The sequence below is a fragment of the Streptomyces sp. NPDC090106 genome, assembly GCF_044747265.1.
Classification (GTDB): Bacteria; Actinomycetota; Actinomycetes; order Streptomycetales; family Streptomycetaceae; genus Streptomyces.
In genome coordinates this window covers 124,642-149,526 of the sequence record NZ_JBIVDS010000010.1, presented here as the reverse complement: position 1 = coordinate 149,526, position 24,885 = coordinate 124,642, and the positions used below count along the sequence as shown (strand labels likewise).

20 protein-coding genes are annotated in these 24,885 nt (G+C 71.1%); 10 read left to right on the top strand and 10 right to left on the bottom strand.

The genetic code is table 11. From position 1 onward, the window contains the following. Positions 1–28: 28 nt before the first annotated feature. From ACIPSE_RS30380 to ACIPSE_RS30340, 9 genes are all read left to right on the top strand, one after another. On the top strand, positions 29–628 hold the full coding sequence (locus ACIPSE_RS30380) for an acyltransferase (protein WP_401668626.1): 600 nt from the start codon (positions 29–31) through the stop codon (positions 626–628). A gap of 806 nt (positions 629–1,434) precedes the next feature. Further along, on the top strand, positions 1,435–2,598 hold the full coding sequence (locus tag ACIPSE_RS30375) for a hypothetical protein (protein WP_401668624.1): 1,164 nt from the start codon (positions 1,435–1,437) through the stop codon (positions 2,596–2,598). Next, a complete protein-coding gene (locus ACIPSE_RS30370; RefSeq protein ID WP_401668622.1) occupies positions 2,595–3,365 on the top strand; it encodes a WecB/TagA/CpsF family glycosyltransferase in 771 nt (256 codons plus the stop codon). The genes ACIPSE_RS30375 and ACIPSE_RS30370 overlap by 4 nt, the downstream gene beginning before the upstream one ends. Then, positions 3,365–4,624 (top strand): nucleotide sugar dehydrogenase, encoded by a 1,260-nt coding sequence (locus ACIPSE_RS30365; protein ID WP_401668620.1) that lies wholly within the window; start codon positions 3,365–3,367, stop codon positions 4,622–4,624. Before ACIPSE_RS30370 ends, ACIPSE_RS30365 begins: the two co-directional genes overlap by 1 nt. A gap of 3 nt (positions 4,625–4,627) precedes the next feature. Further along, positions 4,628–5,779: a non-hydrolyzing UDP-N-acetylglucosamine 2-epimerase gene (gene wecB / locus ACIPSE_RS30360; RefSeq protein WP_401668618.1), complete on the top strand. Its 1,152-nt coding sequence runs from the start codon at positions 4,628–4,630 to the stop codon at positions 5,777–5,779. 51 nt (positions 5,780–5,830) lie between these two features. Beyond that, entirely contained in the window at positions 5,831–6,682 is an 852-nt protein-coding gene (locus ACIPSE_RS30355; RefSeq protein WP_401668615.1) for a Wzz/FepE/Etk N-terminal domain-containing protein, read from the top strand. Then, positions 6,645–8,132 (top strand): oligosaccharide flippase family protein, encoded by a 1,488-nt coding sequence (locus tag ACIPSE_RS30350; RefSeq protein ID WP_401668613.1) that lies wholly within the window; start codon positions 6,645–6,647, stop codon positions 8,130–8,132. Before ACIPSE_RS30355 ends, ACIPSE_RS30350 begins: the two co-directional genes overlap by 38 nt. Next, a complete protein-coding gene (locus ACIPSE_RS30345) occupies positions 8,129–9,205 on the top strand; it encodes a hypothetical protein (protein WP_401668611.1) in 1,077 nt (358 codons plus the stop codon). The genes ACIPSE_RS30350 and ACIPSE_RS30345 overlap by 4 nt, the downstream gene beginning before the upstream one ends. A gap of 11 nt (positions 9,206–9,216) precedes the next feature. Continuing rightward, positions 9,217–10,005 (top strand): glycosyltransferase family 2 protein, encoded by a 789-nt coding sequence (locus ACIPSE_RS30340; protein ID WP_401668608.1) that lies wholly within the window; start codon positions 9,217–9,219, stop codon positions 10,003–10,005. Here ACIPSE_RS30340 and ACIPSE_RS30335 read toward each other — a convergent pair. Both ACIPSE_RS30335 and ACIPSE_RS30330 read right to left on the bottom strand, forming a co-directional pair. Beyond that, positions 9,984–10,886: a glycosyltransferase family 2 protein gene (locus ACIPSE_RS30335; RefSeq protein ID WP_401668605.1), complete on the bottom strand. Its 903-nt coding sequence runs from the start codon at positions 10,884–10,886 to the stop codon at positions 9,984–9,986. The two genes, ACIPSE_RS30340 and ACIPSE_RS30335, sit on opposite strands and share 22 nt — an antisense overlap. After that, positions 10,883–12,904 (bottom strand): O-antigen ligase family protein, encoded by a 2,022-nt coding sequence (locus ACIPSE_RS30330; protein WP_401668603.1) that lies wholly within the window; start codon positions 12,902–12,904, stop codon positions 10,883–10,885. Before ACIPSE_RS30330 ends, ACIPSE_RS30335 begins: the two co-directional genes overlap by 4 nt. Before the next feature lie 73 nt (positions 12,905–12,977). Here ACIPSE_RS30330 and ACIPSE_RS30325 point away from each other — a divergent pair, with 73 nt between their 5' ends. Next, positions 12,978–13,640, top strand: coding sequence for a hypothetical protein (locus tag ACIPSE_RS30325; protein WP_401668599.1), 663 nt, complete (start codon positions 12,978–12,980; stop codon positions 13,638–13,640). Between the two features lie 17 nt (positions 13,641–13,657). Here the strand turns inward: ACIPSE_RS30325 and ACIPSE_RS30320 are convergent, their stop codons facing one another. The 8 genes from ACIPSE_RS30320 to ACIPSE_RS30285 form a co-directional block, all read right to left on the bottom strand. Then, on the bottom strand, positions 13,658–14,704 hold the full coding sequence (locus tag ACIPSE_RS30320) for a glycosyltransferase family 2 protein (RefSeq protein ID WP_401668597.1): 1,047 nt from the start codon (positions 14,702–14,704) through the stop codon (positions 13,658–13,660). 73 nt (positions 14,705–14,777) lie between these two features. Then, on the bottom strand, positions 14,778–18,374 hold the full coding sequence (locus tag ACIPSE_RS30315) for a DUF4082 domain-containing protein (RefSeq protein WP_401668595.1): 3,597 nt from the start codon (positions 18,372–18,374) through the stop codon (positions 14,778–14,780). Positions 18,375–18,438: 64 nt separating this feature from the next. Then, on the bottom strand, positions 18,439–19,557 hold the full coding sequence (locus ACIPSE_RS30310; RefSeq protein WP_401668592.1) for a DegT/DnrJ/EryC1/StrS family aminotransferase: 1,119 nt from the start codon (positions 19,555–19,557) through the stop codon (positions 18,439–18,441). Next, positions 19,554–20,255, bottom strand: a complete 702-nt coding sequence (locus ACIPSE_RS30305; RefSeq protein ID WP_401668590.1) for an acetyltransferase — start codon at positions 20,253–20,255, stop codon at positions 19,554–19,556. Before ACIPSE_RS30305 ends, ACIPSE_RS30310 begins: the two co-directional genes overlap by 4 nt. Then, on the bottom strand, positions 20,252–21,391 hold the full coding sequence (locus ACIPSE_RS30300; RefSeq protein ID WP_401668587.1) for a DegT/DnrJ/EryC1/StrS family aminotransferase: 1,140 nt from the start codon (positions 21,389–21,391) through the stop codon (positions 20,252–20,254). The genes ACIPSE_RS30305 and ACIPSE_RS30300 overlap by 4 nt, the downstream gene beginning before the upstream one ends. Beyond that, positions 21,388–22,362 (bottom strand): NAD-dependent epimerase/dehydratase family protein, encoded by a 975-nt coding sequence (locus tag ACIPSE_RS30295; RefSeq protein ID WP_401668584.1) that lies wholly within the window; start codon positions 22,360–22,362, stop codon positions 21,388–21,390. The genes ACIPSE_RS30300 and ACIPSE_RS30295 overlap by 4 nt, the downstream gene beginning before the upstream one ends. A 30-nt stretch (positions 22,363–22,392) precedes the next feature. Next, the gene (locus ACIPSE_RS30290; RefSeq protein WP_401668581.1) at positions 22,393–23,442 is read right to left on the bottom strand and encodes a Gfo/Idh/MocA family protein; all 1,050 of its coding nucleotides are present in this window, start codon (positions 23,440–23,442) and stop codon (positions 22,393–22,395) included. 97 nt (positions 23,443–23,539) lie between these two features. After that, positions 23,540–24,865, bottom strand: coding sequence for a sugar transferase (locus ACIPSE_RS30285; protein ID WP_401668579.1), 1,326 nt, complete (start codon positions 24,863–24,865; stop codon positions 23,540–23,542). Between the last annotated feature and the right edge of the window lie 20 nt (positions 24,866–24,885).

Here is a 24,885-nt window from a genome sequence, read left to right as displayed (position 1 = left end):
GGCGAGAGCAGAGGAAAGGTTCAGCCCTATGAGCTTCAAGGTCCAGCCCACCGCGCAGGTGGACGAGTCGGCCGTCATCGGCGACGGGACGACGGTCTGGGACCTCGCCCAGATCCGCGAGGACGCCCGGCTGGGCGGCGGCTGCATCGTGGGCCGCGGCGCGTACGTGGGCCCCGGGGTACGCATCGGCGACAACGTGAAGCTCCAGAACTACGCCCTGGTCTACGAGCCCGCGGTCCTCGGCGACGGGGTGTTCGTCGGCCCGGCGGCCGTCTTCACCAACGACTACTTCCCCCGGTCCGTGGACCCCGAGGGCAAGCTGAAGCGGGGCGGCGACTGGGAGGCGGTCGCCGTGGTCGTCGCCGAGGGGGCCTCGATCGGGGCGCGTTCCGTGTGTGTGGCGCCGGTACACATCGGCCGCTGGGCCCTCGTCGCCGCCGGCGCCGTCGTCACCCGTGACGTGCCCGACCACGCGCTCGTCGCCGGTGTCCCGGCCCGCCGTATCGGCTGGGTCGGCCGGGCGGGCGTCCGCCTCACCGAGCACGAGGACGCGCCGGGCACCTGGGAGTGCCCCGAGACGGGCGAGCTGTACGACGAGAAGGACGGTCTGCTCGTCGCCCGCGCGTGACAGCGTCCGCGGGGCGCGCGGGACCCTGAAGACCCTGAACGGCCGGAGCGGGCCGGACCGCTCCGGCCGTCGAGCGAGCGCGCCCCGGCGTCCGGAGCGGGTCCGTTCACAACCCGGCCCGTTCAAGACCCGGCCCGTTCAGAACCCGGCACGCCATGAACCCGGACCGCCCCGAACCCGGCCCGCTCCGAACCCGGCTCGTTCCGAGTCCGGCACCTTCCGGGCCCCCGCTCCTTCCGCATCAGGTCGGTTCCGATCGCGCGGGACGCGGGAACCCGGCCGCTCCATGACGCAACTCCCGCACGGATCCGGCCGACTTCGAACACTTCCCGGCCACGGAACCGGCCGGGTTCGAACACGACGGATGGCAGGATCCGGCCCGCCCCGAACCTTCCCGAGCCGCGCACGGCGTGCCGCGACGCGCGTCAACTCCTCGAACAAATCGAGGTCTAGCGTGTGTGATACCTCGAACAGGCGGACGTGGCACGGCGTGACAGGAGCCGCAGGCCGACCGCCTATGACACCTGTATCAGCAGTTTCCAGCTCTTTCCCGCAAAGTGCGTTTCCTCGAACATCTACAGGCATAACATGTGTGCGAAGTGTGCAGACCTAGCACAATGAGCGCACAAGCCTGAAGTGCCCAGGGGGGGTTACGGGGTGGTGGGGACACCTGTGTCTGGAGCCGGGAGCACGACCCGCTTCTGCGCCTGAGATCTGCATTCCGTCGCGCGGTCGGCCGCGGTCAGCCGACCACCAGAACGTTCAGCACAGGCCCACAGGGGGGTTGGTGTGTCCAAAAGATGACCATGTCACGTCTGGCTGCGCTCGGTCGTGAGGAACCGTCGCTGCTCTCGCTCGCCCAACGGCTGCTCACCGTGGCCGAATCGGGGCTGCCGTCGATGCTGCTGCCCGGCAAGGAGGCCTTCGCCTTCACGATGGCCGGGGTGAAGTCACCCGACGGCTCCTGGACCTTGGAGCGGCGCGGGACCAGCACGCGGTACGCGGCCATCACCGCGCTCGGGGTCAGGTACCTCCCGGAGGACCGCCAGCGCGCGGTGCTCGGCGGGCGTACCGCGCAGGAGTTCACGGGGCTGCTCGTGGAGTCGCTGCCCTCGGTCACCAACCTGGGCGACGCGGCGCTGATCGCGTGGGCCGCCGCCGACACGGGGCATCCCAAACTGTCGGACGCCGTCGCCAGGGTCGAGGCCCTGGACGCGTACGACCGCCCGCAGTACACCGTCGAGGCCGCGTGGGTGCTGTCCGCGTACGCGGCGGCCCGCGACACGGTCGACGTGGAGAGACGTTTCACCTCGGCGCGGGACCGGCTGCTGCGGGCCCGTCTGGGCGACAGCCCGCTCTTCCCGCACGCGACCGGCCCCGGTCTGCTCCCCTGGTACCGGGCGCATGTCAGCTGCTTCGCCGACCAGACGTATCCGCTCCAGGCCCTGGCCCTCGCCCATGCGGCGACGGCGGGCGGCGACCCGGAGGCGCTGGCCGCGTCCGAGGCGTGCGCGGCCCGTATCTGCGCGCTCCAGGGCGACGGCGGCCAGTGGTGGTGGCACTACGACGCGCGCACCGGCGCCGTCGTGGAGGGCTACCCGGTCTACAGCGTCCACCAGCACGCGATGGCCCCGACGGCCCTGTTCGACCTCACGGACGCCGGCGGCTCCGACTTCGGCGCGGCGATCCGCAAGGGGCTGCGCTGGATGACGGACGTGGCCGAGTTCGACCGGAGCCCGGGGCACCGGGAGCCGATGATCCTCGACGAGCTCGGCGTGACCTGGCGCAAGGTCTACCGGGGCGACCCGAAGAAGGTCGTCCGGGCCGTGCGCGGGGCCGGATCGCGGGCTGTTCCGGGCCTGCGGATCAAGCCGCTGGACCGGGCGTACCGGCCGCTGTCGGTGGACCGCGAGTGCCGGCCGTACGAGTTCGGCTGGATGCTCCACGCCTGGCGGGGGGGCCGGATATGAGCGGGCGAAGAACGCTGTTCGGCGTCGAACTCGACCCGTTGACCATGGACGAGACCGTCGCACGCTGCCTCGAAGCGGTGCGCGAGGAGCGGCGGTTGGAGATCGGTGTGGTCAACGCGGCGAAGCTGGTGAACATGCGGCGCGATCCGCGGCTCGCGCAGGCGGTGTCGGGCTGCGATCTCGTGGTCGCCGACGGACAGGCCGTCGTGTGGGCGGGGCGGGTGCTGCGTGCCCCGCTGCCGGAGCGGGTGGCCGGGATCGACCTGTTCCTGCGGCTGCTGGCGGAGGCCGAGTCGGCGGGCATGTCGGTGTACTTCCTCGGGGCCAAGGAGGAGGTGCTCGCCGAGATGATGCGCCGGGTCGCGGACCGCTTCCCCGGCCTGAAGGTGGCCGGTCACCGCAACGGCTACTTCGACGACTCCGAGCAGGAGGGCATCGCCGACGCGATCGCCCGCAGCGGTGCCCAGATGCTCTTTCTCGGCATGACCTCGCCGAAGAAGGAGATCTTCACCGCCGCCTACGGCGACCGCACGGGCGCCCGTGTCGTCCACGGCGTGGGCGGCTCCTTCGACATCCTGGCCGGGATCACCAAGCGGGCCCCCGAGGCCTGGCAGCGGCTGGGCATGGAGTGGCTCTACCGCGCGCTCCAGGAGCCGCGCAGGCTCGGCCGGCGCTATGTCACGACCAATGCCGCGTTCCTTCTCATGACGGCGCGTGAGTTCATCCGGCTCACCCCCCAGGCCGCTTCCGCGAACAGGAGTCACTGATGCGTGTCGTCGTGGTGGGACAGGGATACGTGGGTCTGCCGCTGGCCGTCCGGGCCGCGGAGGTGGGCCACGAGGTCATCGGGTACGACGTCGACGCCCGGCGGATCAAGACGCTCGCCGCCGGTGAGTCCTTCGTCGAGGACGTCACCCCGGAGCGCATCCGCGCGACGCTGGACAACGGCACCTACCGGCCGAGCGAGTCGGCGCGGGACTGCGGCGGTTTCGACATCGCCGTCGTGACCGTGCCCACGCCGCTGCACGAGGGCACGCCCGACCTGCGGTACATCAAGGAGTCGGCGGTCACACTCGCCCGCTATCTGCGCCCCGGGGCGACGGTGGTGCTGGAGTCGACCACCTACCCGGGCACCACCCAGGAGCTGTTCGCGCCGATCCTGGAGGAGGGCTCCGGGCTCACCGCGGGCCGCGACTTCCACCTGGGGTACAGCCCGGAGCGGATCGACCCGGGCAACGCGGTGTGGGGCTTCAAGGAGACCCCGAAGGTCGTCTCCGGTGTCAACGAGGCCTCCCTCAAGGCGGTTCAGGACTTCTACGGCCAACTCGTCGACACGACCGTGCCGGTGGGCTCGCCGAAGGAGGCCGAGCTCGCCAAGCTGCTGGAGAACACCTTCCGGCACGTCAACATCGCGCTGGTCAACGAGATCGCGATGTTCGCGCACCATCTGGACATCGACGTCTGGCAGGCCATCGAGGCGGCGTCCAGCAAGCCGTTCGGGTTCATGAAGTTCACGCCCGGTCCGGGGGTCGGCGGTCACTGCCTGCCGATCGACCCGTCGTACCTGTCCTGGCGGGTGCAGCGTGAACTGGGTCAGAGCTTCCGGTTCGTGGAGCTGGCCAACGACATCAACAACCACATGCCGGAGTACGTGACGCGCCGCGTCAGCGATCTGTTCAACCAGAGATGCCGGTCCGTCAACGGCTCGCGCATCCTGCTGCTGGGTCTCGCGTACAAGAAGAACACCGGTGACGCGCGGGAGTCGCCCGCCCTGCGGATCTCGCAGCTCCTGCTCGACATGGGTGCCCAGGTCCGGGCGGCCGACCCGCATGTCGTCGAGGGACTTCCGGTGGACGCGCGGCTGGTGCGGGTCGAGCCGGAGCCCGCCGAACTCGCGGCGGCCGACGTGGTGGTACTGCTCACCGACCACGACAGCTTCGACTACGAACTGATCGCCGAGCACGCGCCGTTCGTGCTCGACTGCCGCCGCCGGATGGCGCCCGGACCGACGGTCGAGGTGCTCTGACCCATGCCTCGTATCGTCTGTGTGGCCGGGGCGCGCCCCAACTACATGAAGATCAAGCCGGTCATGGACGCCCTGGAGGGCCGGGGCGCCGAGGTGCTCCTGGTGCACACCGGGCAGCACTACGACCCGGCGATGAACGACGTGTTCTTCGCCGACCTCGGCATCCGCCCGCCGGACCGCTTCCTGGGAGTCGGCTCCGGAAGTCACGCCGAGCAGACCGGTCGGGTGATGACCGCGTTCGAGCCGCTCCTCGCCGAGGTGTCCCCGGACATCGTGGTCGTGGTCGGCGACATCAACTCCACGCTGGCCTGCGCCCTGGTCACCGCGAAGGCGGGGCCGCTGCTGGCCCATGTCGAGTCGGGTCTGCGCAGCCGGGACTGGAGCATGCCGGAGGAGGTCAACCGGGTCGCCACCGACCGGCTGAGCGACTATCTGCTGGCCCCCTCCCCCGACGCCGTGGCGAACCTGCGGGCCGAGGGGTACCGGGAGGACCAGATCCATCTGGTCGGCAACGTCATGATCGACACGCTGCTGGCCAACCTGGACCGGGCCCGCGCCTCGGACGTCCTGGACCGACACGGCCTGGAGCGGGGGGAGTTCGGGCTGGTCACTCTGCACCGTCCGGCGAACGTCGACGACCCCGAGGTCCTCACCGGGCTGCTCAAGGCCCTGGGGGAGATCGCGGGGCGCTGCCCGCTGCTGCTGCCCGTGCATCCGCGCGCGGCGGCCCGGCTGGCCGAGATCGGCGTGCCCGGGGGCATCCGGCTGGTGCCGCCCGCCGGTTACCTGGACTTCATCGCGCTCCAGGACGCCGCCCGGGTCGTCCTCACGGACTCCGGCGGGGTGCAGGAGGAGACGACCGCGCTAGGCGTGCCGTGTGTGACCCTGCGGGACAACACCGAGCGGCCCATCACCGTCGAGGAGGGCACCAACGTCCTCGCGGGGCGTGATCCCGCGCGGATCGTCGCCACCGTGAACCGCGCCCTGGACGAGCCCCCCGCGCCGCGCCGCCCCGCCCTGTGGGACGGGCACGCCAGCGACCGGATCGCCGAGGTGCTGCTGACCGGCGGCACCGCGAACGACCGGCCACGTCCGACCGATCCGCCGAACAGCACCCGTCAGGCTGGACCCAACGATCAGACGTTCCCCATATGATCCGCTTGCACCACATGCTCGTCGAACGTCTGGTCGCCAGGGGGGACCGTCATGGATCTCGCGGAGATCTTCCGTGTCATGCGCAGGCGCTGGTACGTCCTGCTGCCCGGACTCGTGCTGACCGGCGGCCTGATGGCCGCCGTGCTGTTCCTGGTCCCGGTCACCTACCAGTCCCAGAGCACGGTCGTTTTACTCAACTCCGAGAAGGCCACCGAGGCCTACGACGGCAACCCGTTCCTCAGCACCCAGACCTCGCTCACCGGCATGGCGGACGGCCTGGCCCGCAATCTCAACTCGGACGGCTCGATCCGGGAGCTCAAGTCCCGTGGCGCGAAAGGCACGTTCGAGGCGAAGCTCGCCGACAACGCCCAGGGACCGCTGATGTGGCTCACGGTCACGGGCACCGACAAGGAGTCGGTGCTGGCCTCGGACAAGATCCTCACCGACTACGCCAAGGAACGCCTGGACGAGTTCCAGGAGGAGCAGTCGGTCGACGACAAGGCCATGATCCGTATGTCGACGGTCGTGCCGCCGCAGGATCCGGTCGCGCAGACCAAGGCCCGGTTGCAGTACCTGGTCATGGCCGGGGTGCTGGGTCTGGTGCTGAGCCTGGTCGTCGTCTTCTGGGTGGAGGCGCGCCGCCGGCCGCGTTCGCCGGAGCCGGAGCCGGAGCCCGCGCCGCGGACCGAGGAGCCGGCCTCCCCCTCGGAGGTGGAGGCCGCGGAGACGGTCGTGGAACAGACGATGGCCCTTCGTACCCCGCCCAGTTGGTCGCGTTCGGCGTCCGACCGGCGGTCCGGGGAGCCGAAGGCGGGGCGCGTGGCCGTGGCCCCCGCCGCCAAGCAGCTCGACGAGGAATCGACTCATGGACAGCGTTCGCACACCGGACAGCGAGACCGCTGAGCCGAGCGACAGCCCGGCACCGGGCTCACTCGGCCGCAAAGTTCGTTCGGCGGCCCGCTGGAGCCTGATCAACACGGTGGTGATGCGCCTCGGCAACTTCGCCACCGGCATCATCCTGGCCCGCTTCGCCCTGGGCCCCGCGGAGTGGGGCGTGTACGGCATCGCGCAGACGGTGCTGCTGGTGCTGCTCTCCGCGAACGAGCTGGGCGTGAGCCTCGCCATCGTCCGCTGGGACGGCGACCCGCGCCGTTTCGCGCCGACCGTGCTGACCCTGGCCACCGCGACGAGCGGGGTGCTGTACGCGGCCCTGTTCCTGTCGGCGCCGACGGTGGCGGTGCTGCTGGACTCGCCGGACGCCACCGGCGTGCTCCGGGTGATGTGCCTGTGCCTGATCATCGACGGTGTGGCGCAGGTCCCGGCGTCCTTCCTGACCCGGGAGTTCGCGCAGGGCAAGCGGATGGTGATCGACGCGCTCAACTTCGTCCTCAGCACCGCGGTGACCCTGTTGCTGGCGTTCGCCGGGTGGGGTGCGATGAGCTTCGCGGTGGGCGCCGTCGCGGGCAACATCGCCGCGCTCGTGGGCTGCGCGATCGCGGCTCCGGGGACGATGCGGTTCGGCTGGGACCCCGAACAGGCCCGCGCGCTGCTGCGGTTCGGGCTTCCATTGGCGGGGGCGAGCCTGCTGGCGCTCGCCGTCGTCAACGTGGACACGATGGTCGTCGGCTCCACCCTCGGCGGGGTCTCGCTCGGCTTCTACGTCCTGGCGTTCAACATGTCGGGCTGGCCGGTGCGGATCATCTCGGAGGCGGCCCGCCGGGTCTCCTTCGCCGGCTTCTCCCGTCTCGCGGACTCCCCGCAGGCACTCGCGCAGGGCTTCAGCCGCGCCCTCGGGGTCCTGGTCACGGGCACCGTGCCGCTGTGCGTCCTGCTGGGCGGTCTGGCCGCCCCGGTGGTCCGACTCGTGTACGGCGACACATGGGTTCCGGCCGCCAAGGCGCTGCCGTGGCTGATGGCCCTGGGCCTCATCCGCATCGGCTGCGAACTGGCCTACGACTGTCTCGTCGCCGCCGGTCAGCGCCGCTCCCTCATCCTCGTCCAGGGGCTGTGGGTCATCGCGCTCGTCCCGGTGCTCATCGCCGGCGCCCGCCTCGACGGGATCGTCGGGGTGGCGCAGGGCCATGTCGTGGTGGGCGCCCTGCTCGTCGTCCCCGTGTTCCTGTACGCCCTCGGGCGGGCCGGGGTAGGTCTCGCCCATGTCGCGCGGGCCTGCGCCTGGCCCTTCTTCGGGGGTGCCGTCATGACACTGGTGGTGCTCGGCGCGAAGGAACTCCTCGGCGAGGGAACCCTCGCCGTGTTCGTCATCAGCACGGTGGCGACGGTCTGTTACGTGGTGTGCGTGCTGCCCAGCCGCCGCTTTCTGCTCGGTCCGGGGACGGTGAAGGCGGCATGAGACGCGACAGGACGACACGGAGGATCAGCGGTCTGTTAAGCGGCCTCACCCTGCTGTTCGCGGTCGCCGCGTGTGCGTCGGTCGAATCGGGGCTGGCGAGCCGGGAGGGCTCCTCGGCAGCCCCGGAGCCCTCGACCGCCGCCGCGTCCCCGTCCACGGGCAGCCCCTCCCCCAGCGCGAGCACGTCACCGAGCGGCACCGCGCACAGCACCACCCGCCCCAGGCCCACGGAGCCCTCCAGCGCGCCGCCGAAGACCTCGGCGGCCGTGGAGGCCGGTTACCCGAACGCGGGCAACACCGGGCCCCGGGGCTTCCTCAAGCGGGACGCCTCCGGGAACGTGAGCATCCGGACCGACGGGGCGGTGATCAAGGGCAAGGACATCGTCGGCTCGCTCGACATCTACGCCGATGACGTCACCATCATCGACACGAAGATCACCTCGACCAACTGGTGGGGCGTGAACCTGCGTCCGGGCTTCAAGGGGCTGCGGGTCCTGCACTCCACGATCACCGCGATCCCGGGCGAGGGACCGGACAACGGCGGCGTGAACTACGCGGTGTCCAACATGGGTTCGAGCTCCATCGAGGTCGGCTGGTGCGACATCTCCGTGTTCGGCAACGCCCTGTCCATGGGCCAGGGGTATCTCCACGACAACTACGTCCACGGCCTCATCCCGTTCCGCAACTCCGGCGGCGAGTGGCAGCACACCGACGCGGTGATCAGCGGCGGCGGCAACTCGGGGAAGCTGATCGTGCGCCACAACACGCTCCTCAACTCCGTGCCGGTGGACAAGGGGGCGTCCGCCGCCATCGGGCTGTTCGCGGACACCGGTCACGTCTCCAACACGGTCATCGACGACAACCTGCTGGCCGGGGGCGCCTACGCGCTGTACGGGGGCGGCGACGGAGCCACCGGTATCACCGTCACCGACAACGTCTTCTCCACCCGCTACCACCGCTACAGCGGCCACTACGGCGCCGTCACCGCCTGGAACGCGGGCGGCGCGGGCAACGTCTGGAGCGGCAACCGGTTCTCCGACGGCACCCCGATCACGCCCCGGAAGGCCGGCTGAGGATGGGATTCATGCGACGCCTCGCCCGCGCCCCCTGGGAGCTCCTCAAGCGTGCCTTCGGCTGGCTCGTCCTGTTCGAGCTGCGCAACAAGGTGCTCCTCGCCCCCTCGGCGGTGCGGCTGCGACGCTTCGAGTCGGCCGAGATCCGCCGCCTCGCCGCCTCCGTCACCGTGCCGCCCGCCCGCGTCGCCACGGTCATCGCGACCCACCGCCGCCCCGAGGCGCTGCGGGCGGCCGTCCGCTCGGCGCTGGCGCAGACGGTCCGGGACCAGGTCGTGATCGTCGTCGACGACGGCGCGGGACTCGCCGAACTCCCCTCCGACCCGAGGCTGTTCGCGGTGTCGCTGGCCCGCAACACCGGGGTCGCCGGGGTCGTGCGCAATGTCGGCATCGGGCTCACCGACTCGCGGTACGTGGCGTTCCTGGACGACGACAACCTGTGGGAACCCGACCATCTGGAGCGGGCGTTGGCCGTCCTGGAGTCCCCCGGCGGGCCGGACGGCGTGTACACGGCGCTGCGCCGGGTCCTGCCGGACGGCACCGAACGGGACGTCCTGTCGGTGCCGTTCGACCGCAGGCGGGCCGCGCGGGAGTCGTTCCTGGACACCAACGCGTTCGTCGCACGCCGGGACGCCGCCCTGCGCTTCAGCCGGGTGCGCCGTACGCCCGAGGTGATGCCGCGCGAGGACTGGGAGCTCGTGTACCGCTACAGCCGCGGGCACGAGGTGCGCCACGTACCGCACCCGACGGTGCGGTACCTGGTCAACCCGGAGAGTTTCTACACCACTTGGTCGGCCTGAGGGCCGAGTCCCGGGCGCAGCAGGGCGAGCGCCGCGGCCCGGCTGGCCTCGCGGCCGAGCGCGGCCCGTGACGCCTCGCGCAGGAACACCGCGGCCCGGAACAGGACGGTGGCCGCGCCCGAGTGGCGGCGCCGGTACAGCCGTACCCGGTTGAGGGTGAGCAGGGTCCACAGCCGGGGCGACACCTGGGAGTCGCCGCCCAGATGGACCGCCTCCGCCTGCGGCTCCAGCTGGGTGGCGTGTCCGAGGTCCCGTGCGCGCAGGCAGTACTCGGTCTCCTCCGAGTACAGGAAGAACGACTCGTCCCAGGGCCCGCACGCGGCGCGGCAGTCCGCGGAGATCGCCATGAGCGCCCCGGTGGCCCAGTCCGCGCGGGTGGGCCGCCGGTACGCGCCGGGGTCGGTGACGATCTCGCTGAGCTTCGGGAACCGTCCGGCCCGCCGGTTGCCGATGACGGCCTCCCCGAGCGCCCGCAGCACGCTCGACTCGCGCCGCAGGGAGTGGTGCGGGGTGTCCCGGCCCTCTTCGTACAGCAGCGGTACGGCGATCCCGACGCCGTCGCCGAGGCTGTCGACGAGGCGTTCGGCGCAGCCCTGCCGCATCCGGACGTCGGGGTTGCAGACGAGGGCGGTGCCGAACTCCCCGGCGTCCGCGACGGCCGCGTTGATGGCCGCGGCGTACCCGGCGTTGCGGCCGGTCTGGACGACGGTGGCGTCCGGGGCGAGGGTCTTGAGGACCTCGACGGTGTCGTCGGCGGAGTCGTTGTCGGCGACGACGAGCCGCCAGTCGAGGCCCGCCATGCCGTCGGGGAGCGCGGCGAGGAACCCGGGCAGCACCTTGGCGCTGTTCCAGGTGACGACGATGACGGCGACGGAACTCATCGGGACTCCACGAGTTGGGGGAGCTGCGCTTCCTCGGTGGTCCTGCGGGGCTCCGGGACCGGGGGCGTGGCCGCTTCCCGGCGGATGAAGCCGAGGTAGCTGCCGCCCGCGCCCAGGGTCAGGAAGAAGATCCCGGCGAACATCGGGAAGCTCAGCGAGTCGAAGGTGGCGCTGATGACGAGGGCGACGAGCGCCGAGGCGAAGAACGCCTGGCCCAGTTCGCGGTCGGCGTCGGTGCGGGCGAGGCGCCGGACGGCTCCGCCCTGGTGGATGCCGATGACGAACAGGCCGAGCAGGGCGATCAGTCCGAGCCCGCCCATCTCGGCGAGGGTCAGCATGTACTGGTTGTCGGTGAAGAAGTACAGGTCGGGGGTGAACGTGCCGAAACCCCGGCCGAACAGCGGGTGTTCCTCCAGATAGGGCACGATCGCGCTGTACTTGACGGTGCGGGCCTGGGTGCTGCTGTCGGAGTTGGACAGGAACGACGCGAACAGGCCGGTGATCGTGCCGATCAGGCCCGGGATGAGCACCTTGAAGACGGCCACGGACGCCGTCATCACGCCGATGGCGGCCCAGCGGCGGGCCGGCTTCCAGCGCGGGACCATCACGAGGGCGACGATCAGCATGCCGATGATGGAGGTCCGGGACACGGTCAGCGGCAGCGAGCCGCCGATCAGCAGCACCGGCAGCCAGCGCCGCCAGACCTTCAGACGGCGGCGCACCGGGTCGAAGGCCTGCTGGATCGCGAAGGGCAGCAGGATGGCGAGCATCCCGCCGAACTCCAGGGGCTGTGCGGTGGTGGAGCGGGGCCGGGTGAAGGAGCCCCGGTCCATCACGTCGACCTGGGCGACGCTGGTCTGGAGGCCGGGGATGTGGATGGAGTCGGCGATGTTGGTGGCGGCGAAGAAGTCGTAGAACCCGATGGCGGCGACCACCGCGCCGAGGATCACCACACGCCGCATCAGGACGTCCAGGCGCGGGCGTTCCTGCACGGCGGCCGAGGTGAGGACGACCAGGGACAGCCAGACCAGGAAGCCGATGAGGCCGCGGTCGGCGCCGAGGATCTCCTGCTTGGAGCTCTCGCGCAGCGCGTCCGCGATGTAGGCGGCCAGCACGGCGAAGCCCAGCAGACACATCGTGACCCGGGGCGTCCTGGTGCCGGGGGCGGGCAGGATCCGGCCGCCGAGCCAGGTCGCGAGGTACCACAACAGGCCCAGCAGGGCGAAGACGTTGGCGGGGGTGCCCACGCCGCCGAGGGCGGGCAGCGCCAGGTTCGAGGGGATGAAGAAGGCGAGGACGAGATAGACGGTGAGGATCGCGGTGGCGTCGACCCGGCGGGCGAGCGGGCCCACCCGGCCCGGCTTCGGGGTGCGCGAGGGCTGCTTGACCCGCGGTTCGGGATGCCGGCGGCGGCGTACGACCGCGACGCCCTCCATCAGGATCGACAGCAGGAACGCGCTGACGACACCGCCGATGACGACGGCCGCGACGTCCTGGTAGCGGCTCTTGGACTTCGCCACCGGGGTCTGCGGCAGCACCACCGGCGCGGTCTGCACCAGATAGGCGGAGGGGACCTTGGCGGCCTCCTGGAGGGCGGTCAGCTGCTCACCGGCGAACTCCGTGAGCGTGTCGGTCTCCTTGAGGACCTGCGCCCGGTCGGTGCCGGTGACGCTGAGCAGCAGCAGCGGGCTCTCGCTGCCCGGCGCGAACCCGGCGGTGTAGGGGTCGACGACGCCCCGGCTGCGCAACTCCTTCGCGGCGTCGGCCGATTCGAGGGTCCTGATCAGCACGTCGGCGGTGACGATCAGCGAACCGCCCGCGTTCGAGATGGGGTTGCCGAAGGTCGGGGCGAGCCGGGCCACCGCCGAGGAGTCCAGCAGGGCGACCGAGCTCTGCGACTGGTACGCGACGGGGACGGTCACCCACAGATAGCCGCCGCTGATCAGGCTGAGCACGGTGAAGGGCACCATGAAGTACCAGCGTCGGCGCAGAATTGCCCATATTTCACCAAGACTCATGAACCGTCCCCCTCCATTCGGTGGCATCGCGCCGCGTGCCCTGCCAGTATCGGGAGGGACGGAAGGAACGCGTATGTCGCCTGGGAACGTTGCCGACGCACTGCTCCGCCGCTGGTACGTCCTGGTGGTGGCGCTGCTGCTGACGGCGGGCGGGGCGTACTACGTGGTCCGCCCGACGCCGCACTATGTGGCGTCCGCGGTGGTCGTGCTGAAGCCTCCGGTCACCCAGAACCAGCCCAACCAGCTCACCAACCTCCAGCCGCCGCTGGCCGCGCTCTCGTACGCGGTCGTCCAACAGCTCGAATCCCCTGCCGGGGTGGAGGAGTTGGAGGCGGCGGGTGTACGGGGGACGTATCGCCTGGTGCCCCGCAACAGCGGCACGAGTGCCACGCCCCGCTATCTGATCCCCTCGCTCCAGGTGCAGTCGCAGGCGTCCGGCCCGGACGCGGCCGTGACGGCCGTACGCCGGGTCATCGGCGTCTACACGCGGCATGTGGAGGAGGTGCAGGCGGCGCAGGGTGTCTCGCCCGAGGCGCGGATCACCTCCACCGTCCTGACCCAGCCGAACGCCGCGCTGGTGCAGGGCAACCGGAGCCGGGGCCTGGCCGGGGTGGCCCTGCTGGGACTGGCCGGCGGGGTGCTGGGCGCGCTGTGGCTCGACCGGTTCCTGGCCGGTCGCCGACCGGTGCCGGCGGGCTCCCACCGGCACGCCGCGCCGGTGGCCGTGCCCCACTGAGCTGTACGGATCGCGCATCAGATGCCGCGGCGCTTCCAGGACTCCCACCACAGCGCCTCCCGCCCGCGCTCGGCCACGGCCGACCAGACGAGCGGCTGGAGGTACGGCATCGCCGCGGGGCCGATCCTTCTGCGCAGCCGCAGCGCGCGGTACTCGGGCAGCGCCCGGTAGCCGGGCAGGCACTCCTCGGCGAACGCCACGCACTCCTCGACCGGTACGACGGCGGTGCGGCCCCGGTCGTAGGCGCGGTAGGCGCGGCGCAGCGCGAAGCGGGCGAGCCGGGTGTGGACCTGCTCGGCGAGCCGGTCGGCGTGCGGGAGGCGGTCGCCGCACTTGGCGAGCACCGAGTCGAAGGCGATCAGCCGCTGGCGGATGTCGTCGAGTTGCCCGCCGAAGTCGACGGTGGACATGTTGTTGCCGTGGACCCGGTAGAACGCCTGGTCGGCGCCGCGGATGTAGCCGACGTCGGCGTGCGAGGCGAGCCGCATCCACATCTCGATGTCCCCGGCGTGCGGGAGCGCCGGGTCGTAGCCGCCGACCTCGCGCTGGAGGCTCGTGCGGACGACGACCTCGGGTGAGGTGATGCAGCCGGTGCCCTCGCGGAAGCGCCGCTCCAGCCACCAGTGCCCGGGGTAGACCACCGAACCGGTGCTGCGGGTGCGGGCCTTGGGGAGCGGGCCGCCGTGCTGGAAGCGCAGCGGCCGGCCGTAGGCGAAGCCCGCCTCGGGGTGGGCGTCCAGCAGGGCCGCGGCCCGGTCCAGGGCGCCCGGCACGAGCCGGTCGTCGGCGGACAGCAGCGCGACGTAGTCGCTGTCGGCCCATTCCAGCAGGCCCTCGTTGTAGGTGGCGATATGGCCCTTGTTGGTCTCGTGGACGTGGACCTCGATCCGCGGGTCGTCCGCGGCGAGTTTCCGCGCGACCTGGGCCGAGTCGTCGGGCGAGCAGTCGTCGATGATGAGCACCTTGACGTCGACGTCGTGGTTCTCGTCGAGGACGCTGCTCACGCAGTCGGCGAGGAAATGGCCGTACTTGTAGCACGGGATGACAACACTGACGGTGCTCATCGTGGGGGTGGCCAATCCCCGTCGGGGCCCCCTCCGGCAGCGGAGGGGACCCCCAACGGTGGGTTGTGGTCGGTCAGTTCTTCTTGGTGCGGACGGTCTTGGAGGTCAGGGTCCAGCTGTGGGACTTCACCTTGTCGCGGTGCTTGTCCCTGGCCGTGACCGTGACCTTGAACCGGGTGTGGTCGGGCATCGGGCCGGTGAGGTGGACGGTCACCTTGTGGGTGGCCCGGTCGTAGGAGACGACCGCCGAGACCTTCAGGCCCTTGGCGGGCTTCGCACCCTTCAGGATGGTCACGCTCGCCTTCACGGACGACACCGACACCTTGTCCGAGAGCTTCATGACGAGCGGGCTCGTCGCGTCCGCGGTGTAGCTCACCGTGGACGCCGATTCCTCGGACGCGGTCTCCGTGGCCAGGGACGCGCTGGGGTCGTCGGCGGTGAAGACCGGGCCGACCCAGTAGTTCGCGGACCCGTAGGAGCCGGTCGGGAACGCCGCGTCGGCACCGTACTTGTACAGGCCGTTGTGGCTGGTGGCCGTGTCGGCGGTGCCGGTCAGCGGGTACGACTGGTGCGCCGACGCGAAATAGCCGCCGTCCACCGCGTAGTGCCCGTTGGGCGCGTGGTAGGAGACGACGTATCTGGTGTCCGCCGTGACCGCGACCGGGGTCGCGAACGTCAGCGTCTGCCAGCCCGTCGCCGTCTCGTTGGTGAAGGTGCCGCTGGCGAGCAGCGTGCCGCCGTCCGACCAGAGGCTGCCGGTGTGCGTGCCGGTGTTGCCGGTGCCCTTGTAGAAGGTGACGCCGGTGATCCAGCCGGACGCCGAGGACGTGAACCTGGTGCCCAGTTCGACGGAGTTGGTGTCACCGGTCATGTCCGTGGTGGACGGGACCGTGGACGGACTCCACAGCGTGCAGGGGCAGGTGACGGCCGGCGGGGTGGAACTGGTCGTGAACGACCACGTCTTCGGCTCCGTCATGGTGTTGCCCCAGACGTCGGAGCCCTGGACGGAGGCGGTGTACGTGGTGTGCAGGGACAGTTCCGTCGACGGGGTGAACGTCGCCTTGTTCGACGCGGGCAGGGTGACGGCCCCGGGGACGGTGTTGCCGTTCGGGTCCTTCACCGTGAACGTCAGCCCGTCGGAGTCGACGGCCGCGCTGAACACGGCCGACACCGACGAGGTGATGGACGCGTCGGTCGCCCCGGAGGTCGGGGAGGTGGAGGTGACGGTGGGCGGGGTGGTGCTGGCCGTGGAGGTGTCCAGGACGACGTCGACCCAGTAGTTGCTGCCGGAGGACGCCGAGGACGGGAAGGCGCTGGTGGAGCTGTAGCGGTAGACGCCGTTGCCGCCGTCGGTGCCGGTCTTCAGGGCGGTGAGCGGGGCGAGGCCCGCGTCGCTGCCGGAGAAGTACCCGCCGTCGTAGGAGTAGCCGCCGTTGGGTGCGAAGTACGAGGCCACGTAGGTGGTGTTGGCCTTGACGGTGACCGGGGTGGAGAAGTTGAGCTGCTGCCAGCCGGAGGCCGTCTCGCCGGTGAAGGTGCCGGTGGCGAGGCGGGTGCCGGAGGCGCTCCACAGGCTGCCGGTGTGGGTGCCGGTGTTGGCGGGCGACTTGTAGAAGCGCACGCCCGTGATCGAACCGGCCACCGTGGTGCGGAACTTGACGCCCAGCTCCAGGGAGCTGCCGTCGCCCGCGTTGACCGTGCCGGGCACGGCGGTGGCCGGCCAGACGGTGCAGGGGCAGGCCTGCGGGCCGACGGTCACGGGCAGGGTGGTGACGGTACCGATGTTGACGCTGTCGTCGACCGCGCGGATCTTGATGGAGGCCGCGCCCGGGGCCGTCGGCGTCCAGCTGTAGGTCCAGGACCCGAGGCCGGTGGCCGCCTGCCAGGTGCTGCCGCCGTCCGTGGACACCTCGACGCGGGCCACCACGCCGCCGGAGTCGGTGGCGGTACCGCTGATGGTGACCGGCTTCAGCGCCGGCACGGTGACCCCGGAGGCCGGGGTCGAGACGGTGATGGCCGGGCCGGTGGTGTCGGTGGACTTCGTGGCGGCGACGAGGGTGCTCTGCAGGGTCAGCGGCTGCACGCCCATGTCGGCCAGGAGGTTGGCCGTCGCCTGCTGCATCCGGGCGTCCTCGGTGACGACCTCGTCATCGGGGTCGTACGTCGGGATGTTGGTCAGACCCCACGACCACTGGACGGTTCCGGCGCCGAAGACGAGCGCGCCGGAGTCCTGGTCGCGGAAGGCGACGAGGTTGTGCGTGGCGGTGCCGTTGCCGTAGGTGTTGCCCCAGTCCAGCCGGTACTTGCCGTCGTTGATGTCCACGGTCGTGGACGACAGGGTGATGGCGCCGGAGGGTCTGGTGCTGTTGTCGATGTCGCTGTCCCACTCGTACCCGAGGGTGCCCTCGGGGAAGGTGGCGGTCTGGCTCGATGTGAGGTTCGCGATCGAGGTGTTGCGCCACAGCCGGTTCTTGCCGTACGAGCCGGGGACGGTGATGGCGTCGGCGCGGTAGCCGTTCACGGTGAACATGGAGCCGGTGAGGATGTTCGGCGGCTGGTAGGCCTGCCCGTACTGGGTGCTGGTCGGGTCCATCCAGGTGCCGGTCCATTTGCCGCTGGGATCGGCGATGCCGTTGTTCTGCACCATCTTGGTCATCTTGTAGCAGGTCAGCGTGCGGTTGTCCGTGCTGGTGCCGTCGATGCTCGGGGTGAGCCGGGTCTGCCAGAAGACCTCGTTGCCGCTGAAGAACCCTTGCTGGACACCGGCCTTGCGGGCCGCGAGGACGTTGGAGTACTGCTCCTGCGTCCAGTACTCGTCGTGCCCGGAGGACAGGTACACCTTGTGTTTCTTCAGCAGGGTGTCGCCGTGCGTGGACACGTCCACCCCGGACAGATAGCTGACGTCATAGCCGTTGCGTTCCAGCCACGCCAGCATCATGAACTCGGAGCCGTAGATGCCGTTGTCGCCGCCGATGTCCAACGGGCGGTTGTAACTGACCTCGTAGGCACGGCCGTCGGGCGCGGGTCCGGCGCCGCCGTAGAGGTCTTGGCCGCCGTAGTCGTTGTAGGCCTGCCAGGTCTGGTCGCTGGTCTGCACGACGATGTCGGAGGTGCTGGAGTCGTTGCGGACCACGAACGGATAGGGCATGAGGCCCTCGTCGTCGGTCTGCGCCAGGTTCGCGATGTACAGCCCGGAGACGGCGTCGCTGGGCACCGTCCAGGTGGCGGTCACCGGCCAGTTGCCGCAGTCGACGAGGCCGGTGGTGGCCTTGGTGGTGCAACTGGCGGGGTTGGTCGTGTAGTTGGCGGAGTACGTCACGGCGGCCTGGGCCGCGGTCGACATCAGCCGCGCGCCGTCACCGCCGTACCAGCCGAGACGGTAGATCTGCACGTGATAGGAGACCGGCGACTGGATCTTGAACTGGACCGTTTCACCGGCCTGGACGCTCTCCTTGGTGGAGAAGCCCTTGATGTCGCCGTACGCGTTGGGCGAGAACCAGTCCGTCTTCGGGCTGCCGGCCTTCGAGTTCTCGCAGACGATCGGATTGGAGCCCGAACCGCACGGATCGGACACCGCGAGGGCGGTCCCCGCCTGCGGGAGCACCGCCCAGACCAACGCTGCCACGACGGCGAGGCGGATGCCCCGGATCCGTCTGCTCCATCTGTTCATGTGTACCTCTCAGCGGTGCTGTGCAGGACCGGCCCGTGCGGCCGGGTGGAGCGGATGGGGACGATCAGCGGGCGAGCGCGTCCGTGAGCGTGTCGGCCACGCGTCGCTGCTGATCGGGGGTGATCTGCGGGAAGAGGGGCAGCGAGAGGATGCGGCTCGCCGCCTTCTCGGCGTGGGGGAAGTCCCCCGCGCCGTACCCGAGACCGCGGTACGCCGGTGTCAGGTGGACCGGCGCGGGATAGTGCACCCCGGCGCCGATCCCCTCGGCGTTGAGCTTGCCGACGATGTCGTCCCGGTCGGCGTCGGTGACCTGGATGACGTACAGGTGCCAGACATGGGTGTTGCCGGGTGCGGTGACCGGGAGGACGATCCGGCCGGTGTCCGCGAGGCCGCCGAGCAGTTCGTCGTAGTGTGCCGCCGCCGCCCGCCGGGCCGCGTTGCCGTCCGCGAGCCGCTTGAGCTTCGCGCGCAGGACGACGCCCTGGAGGCCGTCGAGGCGGCTGTTGAACCCGGCCACGTCGTGGCGGTACTTGGCGACGCCACCGTGGTTGGCGATGGCGCGCACCAGGTCGGCGCGCTCGGCGTCGTCGGTGAGGACGGCCCCCGCGTCGCCGTAGGCGCCGAGGTTCTTGCCGGGGTAGAAGCTGGTCGCGGCGATGCCGCCGCTGCCCGGGGTGCGGCCGTCGCGGGAGGCGCCCTGGCACTGGGCGGCGTCCTCCACCACGGCTACGGTGTCCGGGAGTTGGGTGACCAGGTCACCTACCTCGGCCATCTGGCCGTACAGGTGGACCGGGACCACGGCGCGGGTGGCCGGGCCGACCTTGTCCAACGCGGCCTGCGGGTCCAGGAGATGGCTGCCGGGCAGGCAGTCGGCGAGGACGGGCCGTGCCCCGATCCTGGCCACCGCGCCGGCCGTGGCGATGAAGGTGTTGGCGGGGACGACGACCTCGTCCCCCGGGCCCACACCGCAGGCGCGCAGGGCGAGTTCGACGGCGTCGGTGCCGTTGGCGACCCCCACGACATGGCCGACGCGGCCGAACTCGGCGTACTCGCGCTCGAATCGGCGTACCTCCTCGCCGCCGATGAACGCGGTGTCGGCCAGGACGCGTTCGAAGCCCTCCCGGACCTCGTCGGCGACCTCCGCGTGGGCCGCCTTGAGGTCCACGAGCGGTATCTGGTTCATGTCAGCGGTCCCCCCACTGGTGCGTTCGGTGTCTCGGTCGCGAGTGCGTCGAGCGCGGGTGCGCCCGCCTCCCGCAGCCGTCGGGCCGGGCTCCCCACCCAGACCTCGCCCGGCGGTACGTCGGCGAGCACGCTGCTCCCCATGCCGATCTGCGACCAGGCGCCGACCGTCGTGCCTTCCCTGACCAGCGCGCCGGAGCCGATGTAGGCGCCGCGCTCCAGCCGTACCCCTCCGCCCAGGCGCACCCCCGAGGTGAGGGTGGCGAAGTCCTCGATCACGTCGTCGTGGGTGAGGACGACGTGCGGCATGACCGCCACATGGGCCCCGACCCGGACGGCGGCGGTCAGCACGCAGTGCGCGAGCAGGACCGAGCCGGCGCCGATCCGCGAGGTGGCGGAGACCACGGCCGTCGGGTGGACGACGGTGGCGTACCGCTCCTCGGGCAGGCCGAAGCGGCGGACCAGGCGGGCGCGGGCCGCGTAGTCCCGCGGGTTGCCGACGCACACCACGACCTGGGCGCCGGGCAGTTCGTGGACCAGGTCGGTGCCGCCGAGAACGGGCACGCCGTCCACGTCGGTGCCGTGCAGGCCGGGGTTGTCGTCGAGGTGTCCGAGCAGTTCGAAGGCGCCCGAGTCCCGCACGGCCTGCGCGGTCTCCCGGGCGAAGCCGCCCGCGCCGACGACGACGAGTCCGGTCATCCGCGGCCCTGTTCGCGCAGGACGGCGACGACCCGGTCCTGCTGGGCCTCGGTCATGGTGTGGAACACGGGCAGGATGAGCGAGTCGCGGGTGATCCGCTCGGTGACGGGCAGCGGGACGTGCGGCTGCCCGGCGTAGGCGGGTTCGAGGTGCGCGGCCATGATCCCGCGGCGGGCGGAGACCCCGGCCGCGGCGAGCGCGGCAAGGAGTTGGTCCCGGTCGAGCGGATAGGCCTCGTCCACCAGGACCCAGCAGGACTGGAAGTTGCTCTGCCCGTGCCCGGGGTCGCGCACCGGGGTCAGTCCGGGCACGTCCGCGAGCAACTCGGCGTAACGGGCCGCCAGTTCGCGGCGGCGGGCGATCATCGCGTCGAGCTTCCCGAGCTGGACGAGCCCGATCGCGGCCTGGACGTCGGTCATCCGGTAGTTGAAGCCGACCTCCAGGTAGGCCTCCAGGACCGGCTTGTCGCTCGCGTGCCGGTCCGCGGCCGAGGCGTTCATGCCGTGCTCGCGCAGCCGGCGCAGCCGGGCCGCCCACTCCGCGTCGTCGGTGGTGATCATGCCGCCCTCGCCCGTGGTGACGAGCTTGCGCGGATGGAAGGACCAGGCCGCCAGCAGCGCCCCGTGGCCGACGGGCTTGCCGCCGACGGTGGAGCCGATGGCGCAGGCGGCGTCCTCGATCAGCGGCAGGTCCCACTCGGCGCAGGCCGCGCGCAGGGCGTGCACGTCCGCCGGGACACCGCCCTGGTGAACGGCCAGCACCGCCTTGGTGCTCGGCGTGCGCACGGCGTCGACGGTGTCCGGCGTCAGGTTGCCGGTCGTGAGCTCCACGTCGGCGAAGACCGGCTCGGCGCCGACGTACCGTACGGCGTTGGCGGTGGCGATGAACGACAGCGAGGGCACCACGACCTCGTCGCCCGGGCCGATGCCCAGCGCCACCAGCGACAGGTGCAGGGCGGTGGTGCAGGAGCTGACGGCGATGCCGTGCTCGGCGCCCACCCGTTCCGCGAAGGCCTTCTCGAAGGCGGCGACGCGGGGGCCCTGGGCGACCCAGCCGGACAGGACGGCGTCGGAGGCGGCCCGCGCCTCCTCCTCGCCGAGCCAGGGGATCATCACCGGGATGCGGTCGGTGCTCACTGGGCGGCCTCCCGCTCCGCGCGCCACCACTGGACCAGGTCGCGCAGGCCGGTGCGCAGGTCGATCTCCGCGGTGAACCCGAGGCGTTCGGTGGCCTGGGAGGTGTCGGCGAGACGGCGCACCACCGAGTTCACCGAGCGGGCCGGGCCGTGCACCGGTTCCAGGCCCTCGGCGCCCATCGCCTCCAGCAGGCCCTCGGCCAGTTCCTTCAGCGAGGTCTCGGCACCGCTCGCGACGTTGAACACCTCGTCGGTGACGTCCGATTCGGCGGCGAGCACATTGGCCCTGGCGATGTCGCGGACGTCGACGAAGTCCATGGTCTGCGTGCCGTCGCCGAGGATCAGCGGCGGTTCGCCCGCCTCGATGCGCTCCATCCAGCGGATGAGGACCTCGGTGTACAGACCGTGGATGTCCATCCGCGGTCCGTACACGTTGAAGTAGCGCAGCGCCACGTAGTCCAGGCCGTACATGGCGTGGAAGCTGCGCAGCATGCCCTCGTTGAAGGCCTTCGCGGCGCCGTAGAAGGTGTCGTTGTTGTAGGCGTGGTGGCGTTCGGTCGTCGGGAAGGTCTCGGCCATGCCGTAGACGGACGCCGACGAGGACGCGATCACCTTGGCGACGCCTGCCTCGGCCGCGGCCTCCAGGACATTGAAGGTGCCGTCGACCAGGACCTCGTTGGCGAGGCGGGGCTCCTCCGCGCACTGGGTGATGCGGATCGCGGCGAGGTGGAACACCAGGTCGGCGCCCTCGGTGACCTTCTTGACGGTGGCGACGTCACGGACGTCGCCCTCGACCACCTCGACGACTCCGCTGGGCAGGGCCTGGGCGAGGTTGGCGCGCCGCCCGCGCACGAAGTTGTCGAGGACGACGATCTCGCGGGCGCCGCCCTCGGCCAGCAGGTCGACGAGGTTGGAGCCGATGGTGCCCGCTCCCCCGGTGACCAGGATCTTCTTGCCACGTACGCTGCTCAACTGCGGTTACCTCTCAGCGAATTGGTTCGGTCAACGCCCGGCGCGCAGGCCGACGACCGCGCCCTTGAACTCGAGGCTGCGGGACGCCGCCTCCAGGATGTCCAGCACCCGCAGGCCCGCCCGGCCGTCGGTGAGCGGCGCCCGCTTCTCGGTGATCGAGTCGGCGAACTCCTCGACCATGCTGCGCAGCGCCTCCTTCTCGCCGATGGCGGGCGCGACCATGTCGCCGGAGCGGTACGACACGAGCATGTCCCGGCGTTCGTCGGCGCCGATCTCCTGCGGCGAGGCCAGGTCCACGCCCCGGTCGTAGACGGCCACCCGCTGGAGCGGGTTGAGGTCGTCCCAGACGAGGGTGCGTTTGGCGCCGCCGACCATGGTGGTGCGCACCTTGGTCGGCGAGAGCCAGTTGACGTGGACGTGCGCGATGGCACCGGTGTTGAGGGTGAGCGTCAGATAGGCGACGCAGGCCTGTCCGGCGCCTATCGGGTCGGCGCCGTGGGCGGCGACGGCGACCGGCTCGACGGTGTCGGGGAGGATGAAGTCGAGGATCGACAGGTCGTGCGGGGCGAGGTCCCACATCACGTCGATGTCCTTCTGGACCAGGCCGAGGTTGATCCGGACCGAGTCGACGAAGTGGATCTCGCCGAGCTCGCCGGAGCGGACCATGTCCCGGATGCGGCCCACGGCGGGTGTGTAGCAGTAGGTGTGGTCGCACATCAGGGTCAGGCCGCGCTCCTCGGCCTCGGCGACCAGGCGCACCCCGTCGGCGTAGGTCGCGGCGAGCGGCTTCTCGACGAGGACGTGCTTCCCGGCGCGCAGGGCGGCCAGGGCGATGTCGAGATGGGTGCCGGCCGGGGTGGCGACGGCGATGGCGGCCACCTCGGGGTCGGCGAGGACGGCCGCGTAGTCCGCGGTGGCCTGGACGGTGGAGTAGCCGCCGAGGACCCGCTGGGCCCGGTCCACGTCGAGGTCGCAGAGCCAGCGCAGCCGGAAGCGGTCGCTGGCCTGGAAGTTGCGTACGAGGTTGGGCCCCCAGTAGCCGGCCCCGACGACCGCCACCCCCAACGGCTCCTGCGTCACTGCGCTCTTCTTTCCTCGGTCCGTCGCCATGAGTTGGCCCCCCGGCTCATCGTTCGGCTCGTCGTTCGGCTCAGCAATCGGCGCATCAGTAGGCACGTCAGTAGGCGCCCGTGCCGCGCACCACCGCGGACCCGGTGCGCACGAGGATCGACAGGTCCAGGCCCATCGACCAGTTGTCCACGTATCCGAGGTCGAGCCGGACGGCCTCGTCCCAGGGCAGGTCGGAGCGTCCGCTGACCTGCCACAGTCCGGTGAGACCGGGCTTGACGAGCATGCGGCGCTTGATGTCCGAGGTGTACTCCTCGACTTCCTCGGGCAACGGCGGGCGGGGGCCGACGAGCGACATGTGGCCCCTGACCACGTTGAGCAGCTGCGGCAGTTCGTCGACGGAGCTGCGGCGCAGGAAGGAGCCGACGCGGGTGATGCGCGGGTCCTGCTTCACCTTGAACAGCAGTCCGTCGCTGTTCTCGTTGAGATGCGCCAGCTCGGCCTTGAGGGCTTCCGAATCCGGGCGCATGGTGCGGAACTTGAACATGGTGAAGTGGTCGCCGTAGCGGCCCACCCGCTGCTGGCGGAAGAGCGCGGGTCCTGAGCTGTCCATCCGGACGACGAGGGCGATCAGCAGCAGCGGCAGCGCCAGGAACAGCAGGAGCAGCACGGCGAAGGAACGATCCAGCAGTTCCTTGGGCAGCCGTGCGGCCCGGGAGAGCTTGGGCGCCTGGATCCGCACCAGCGGCACTCCGTTGGTGGGCCGGACGGTCAGCCGGTCCGCGGAGACGTCCGTCAGCATCGGGGCGAGCAGGAAGTCGACGCCCTGCGCGGCCACCGACCAGGACATCCGGCGTACGACGGAGGCGTCGAGCTCGGGTGCCGGCAGGACGACCACGGTGGCGATGCCCATGGCGCGGACGACGTCGTTCATGTCGTCGACGCCGCCGAGCACGGGTATCCCCAACTTGCGGATGTCCGCGACGGCTTGGGCGTCGCTCAGACACACCCCGGCGACCCGCAGCTCCTGTCCGCCGGAGCGCCGGAGCACGGCGACGAGTTCCAGGACCCCGTGCGAGGGACCCACCAGGAGCGTCGCACTGCCGTCCCGGCCGCGCGCCCAGCGCCGGTGCAGCCGGCGGCGGAGCGCGTAGCGGACGGGCAGGGCGAGCGCGACAGCAGGTATCGCGGCCATGGTCATGTCATGAAGGAGGCCGGAATCATGGGTGAACACCACGTGCGCGACCGCGGCCAGCGCGGGCAGCACGACGGCTCCGCGAAGCACCCGTCGGTACTCCTCGGTGCCCAGCCCCAGGGCGTTGCGGTCGTAGGAACGATGGACGAACATCGCTCCGATCCACGCCGGGGGCAGCACCAGTGCCACCGCCCAGCGGCCGTACGCTCCGTGGATCAGCAGAGCCGCGACAACGGCCACGAGACCGTCCGCGACCAGCA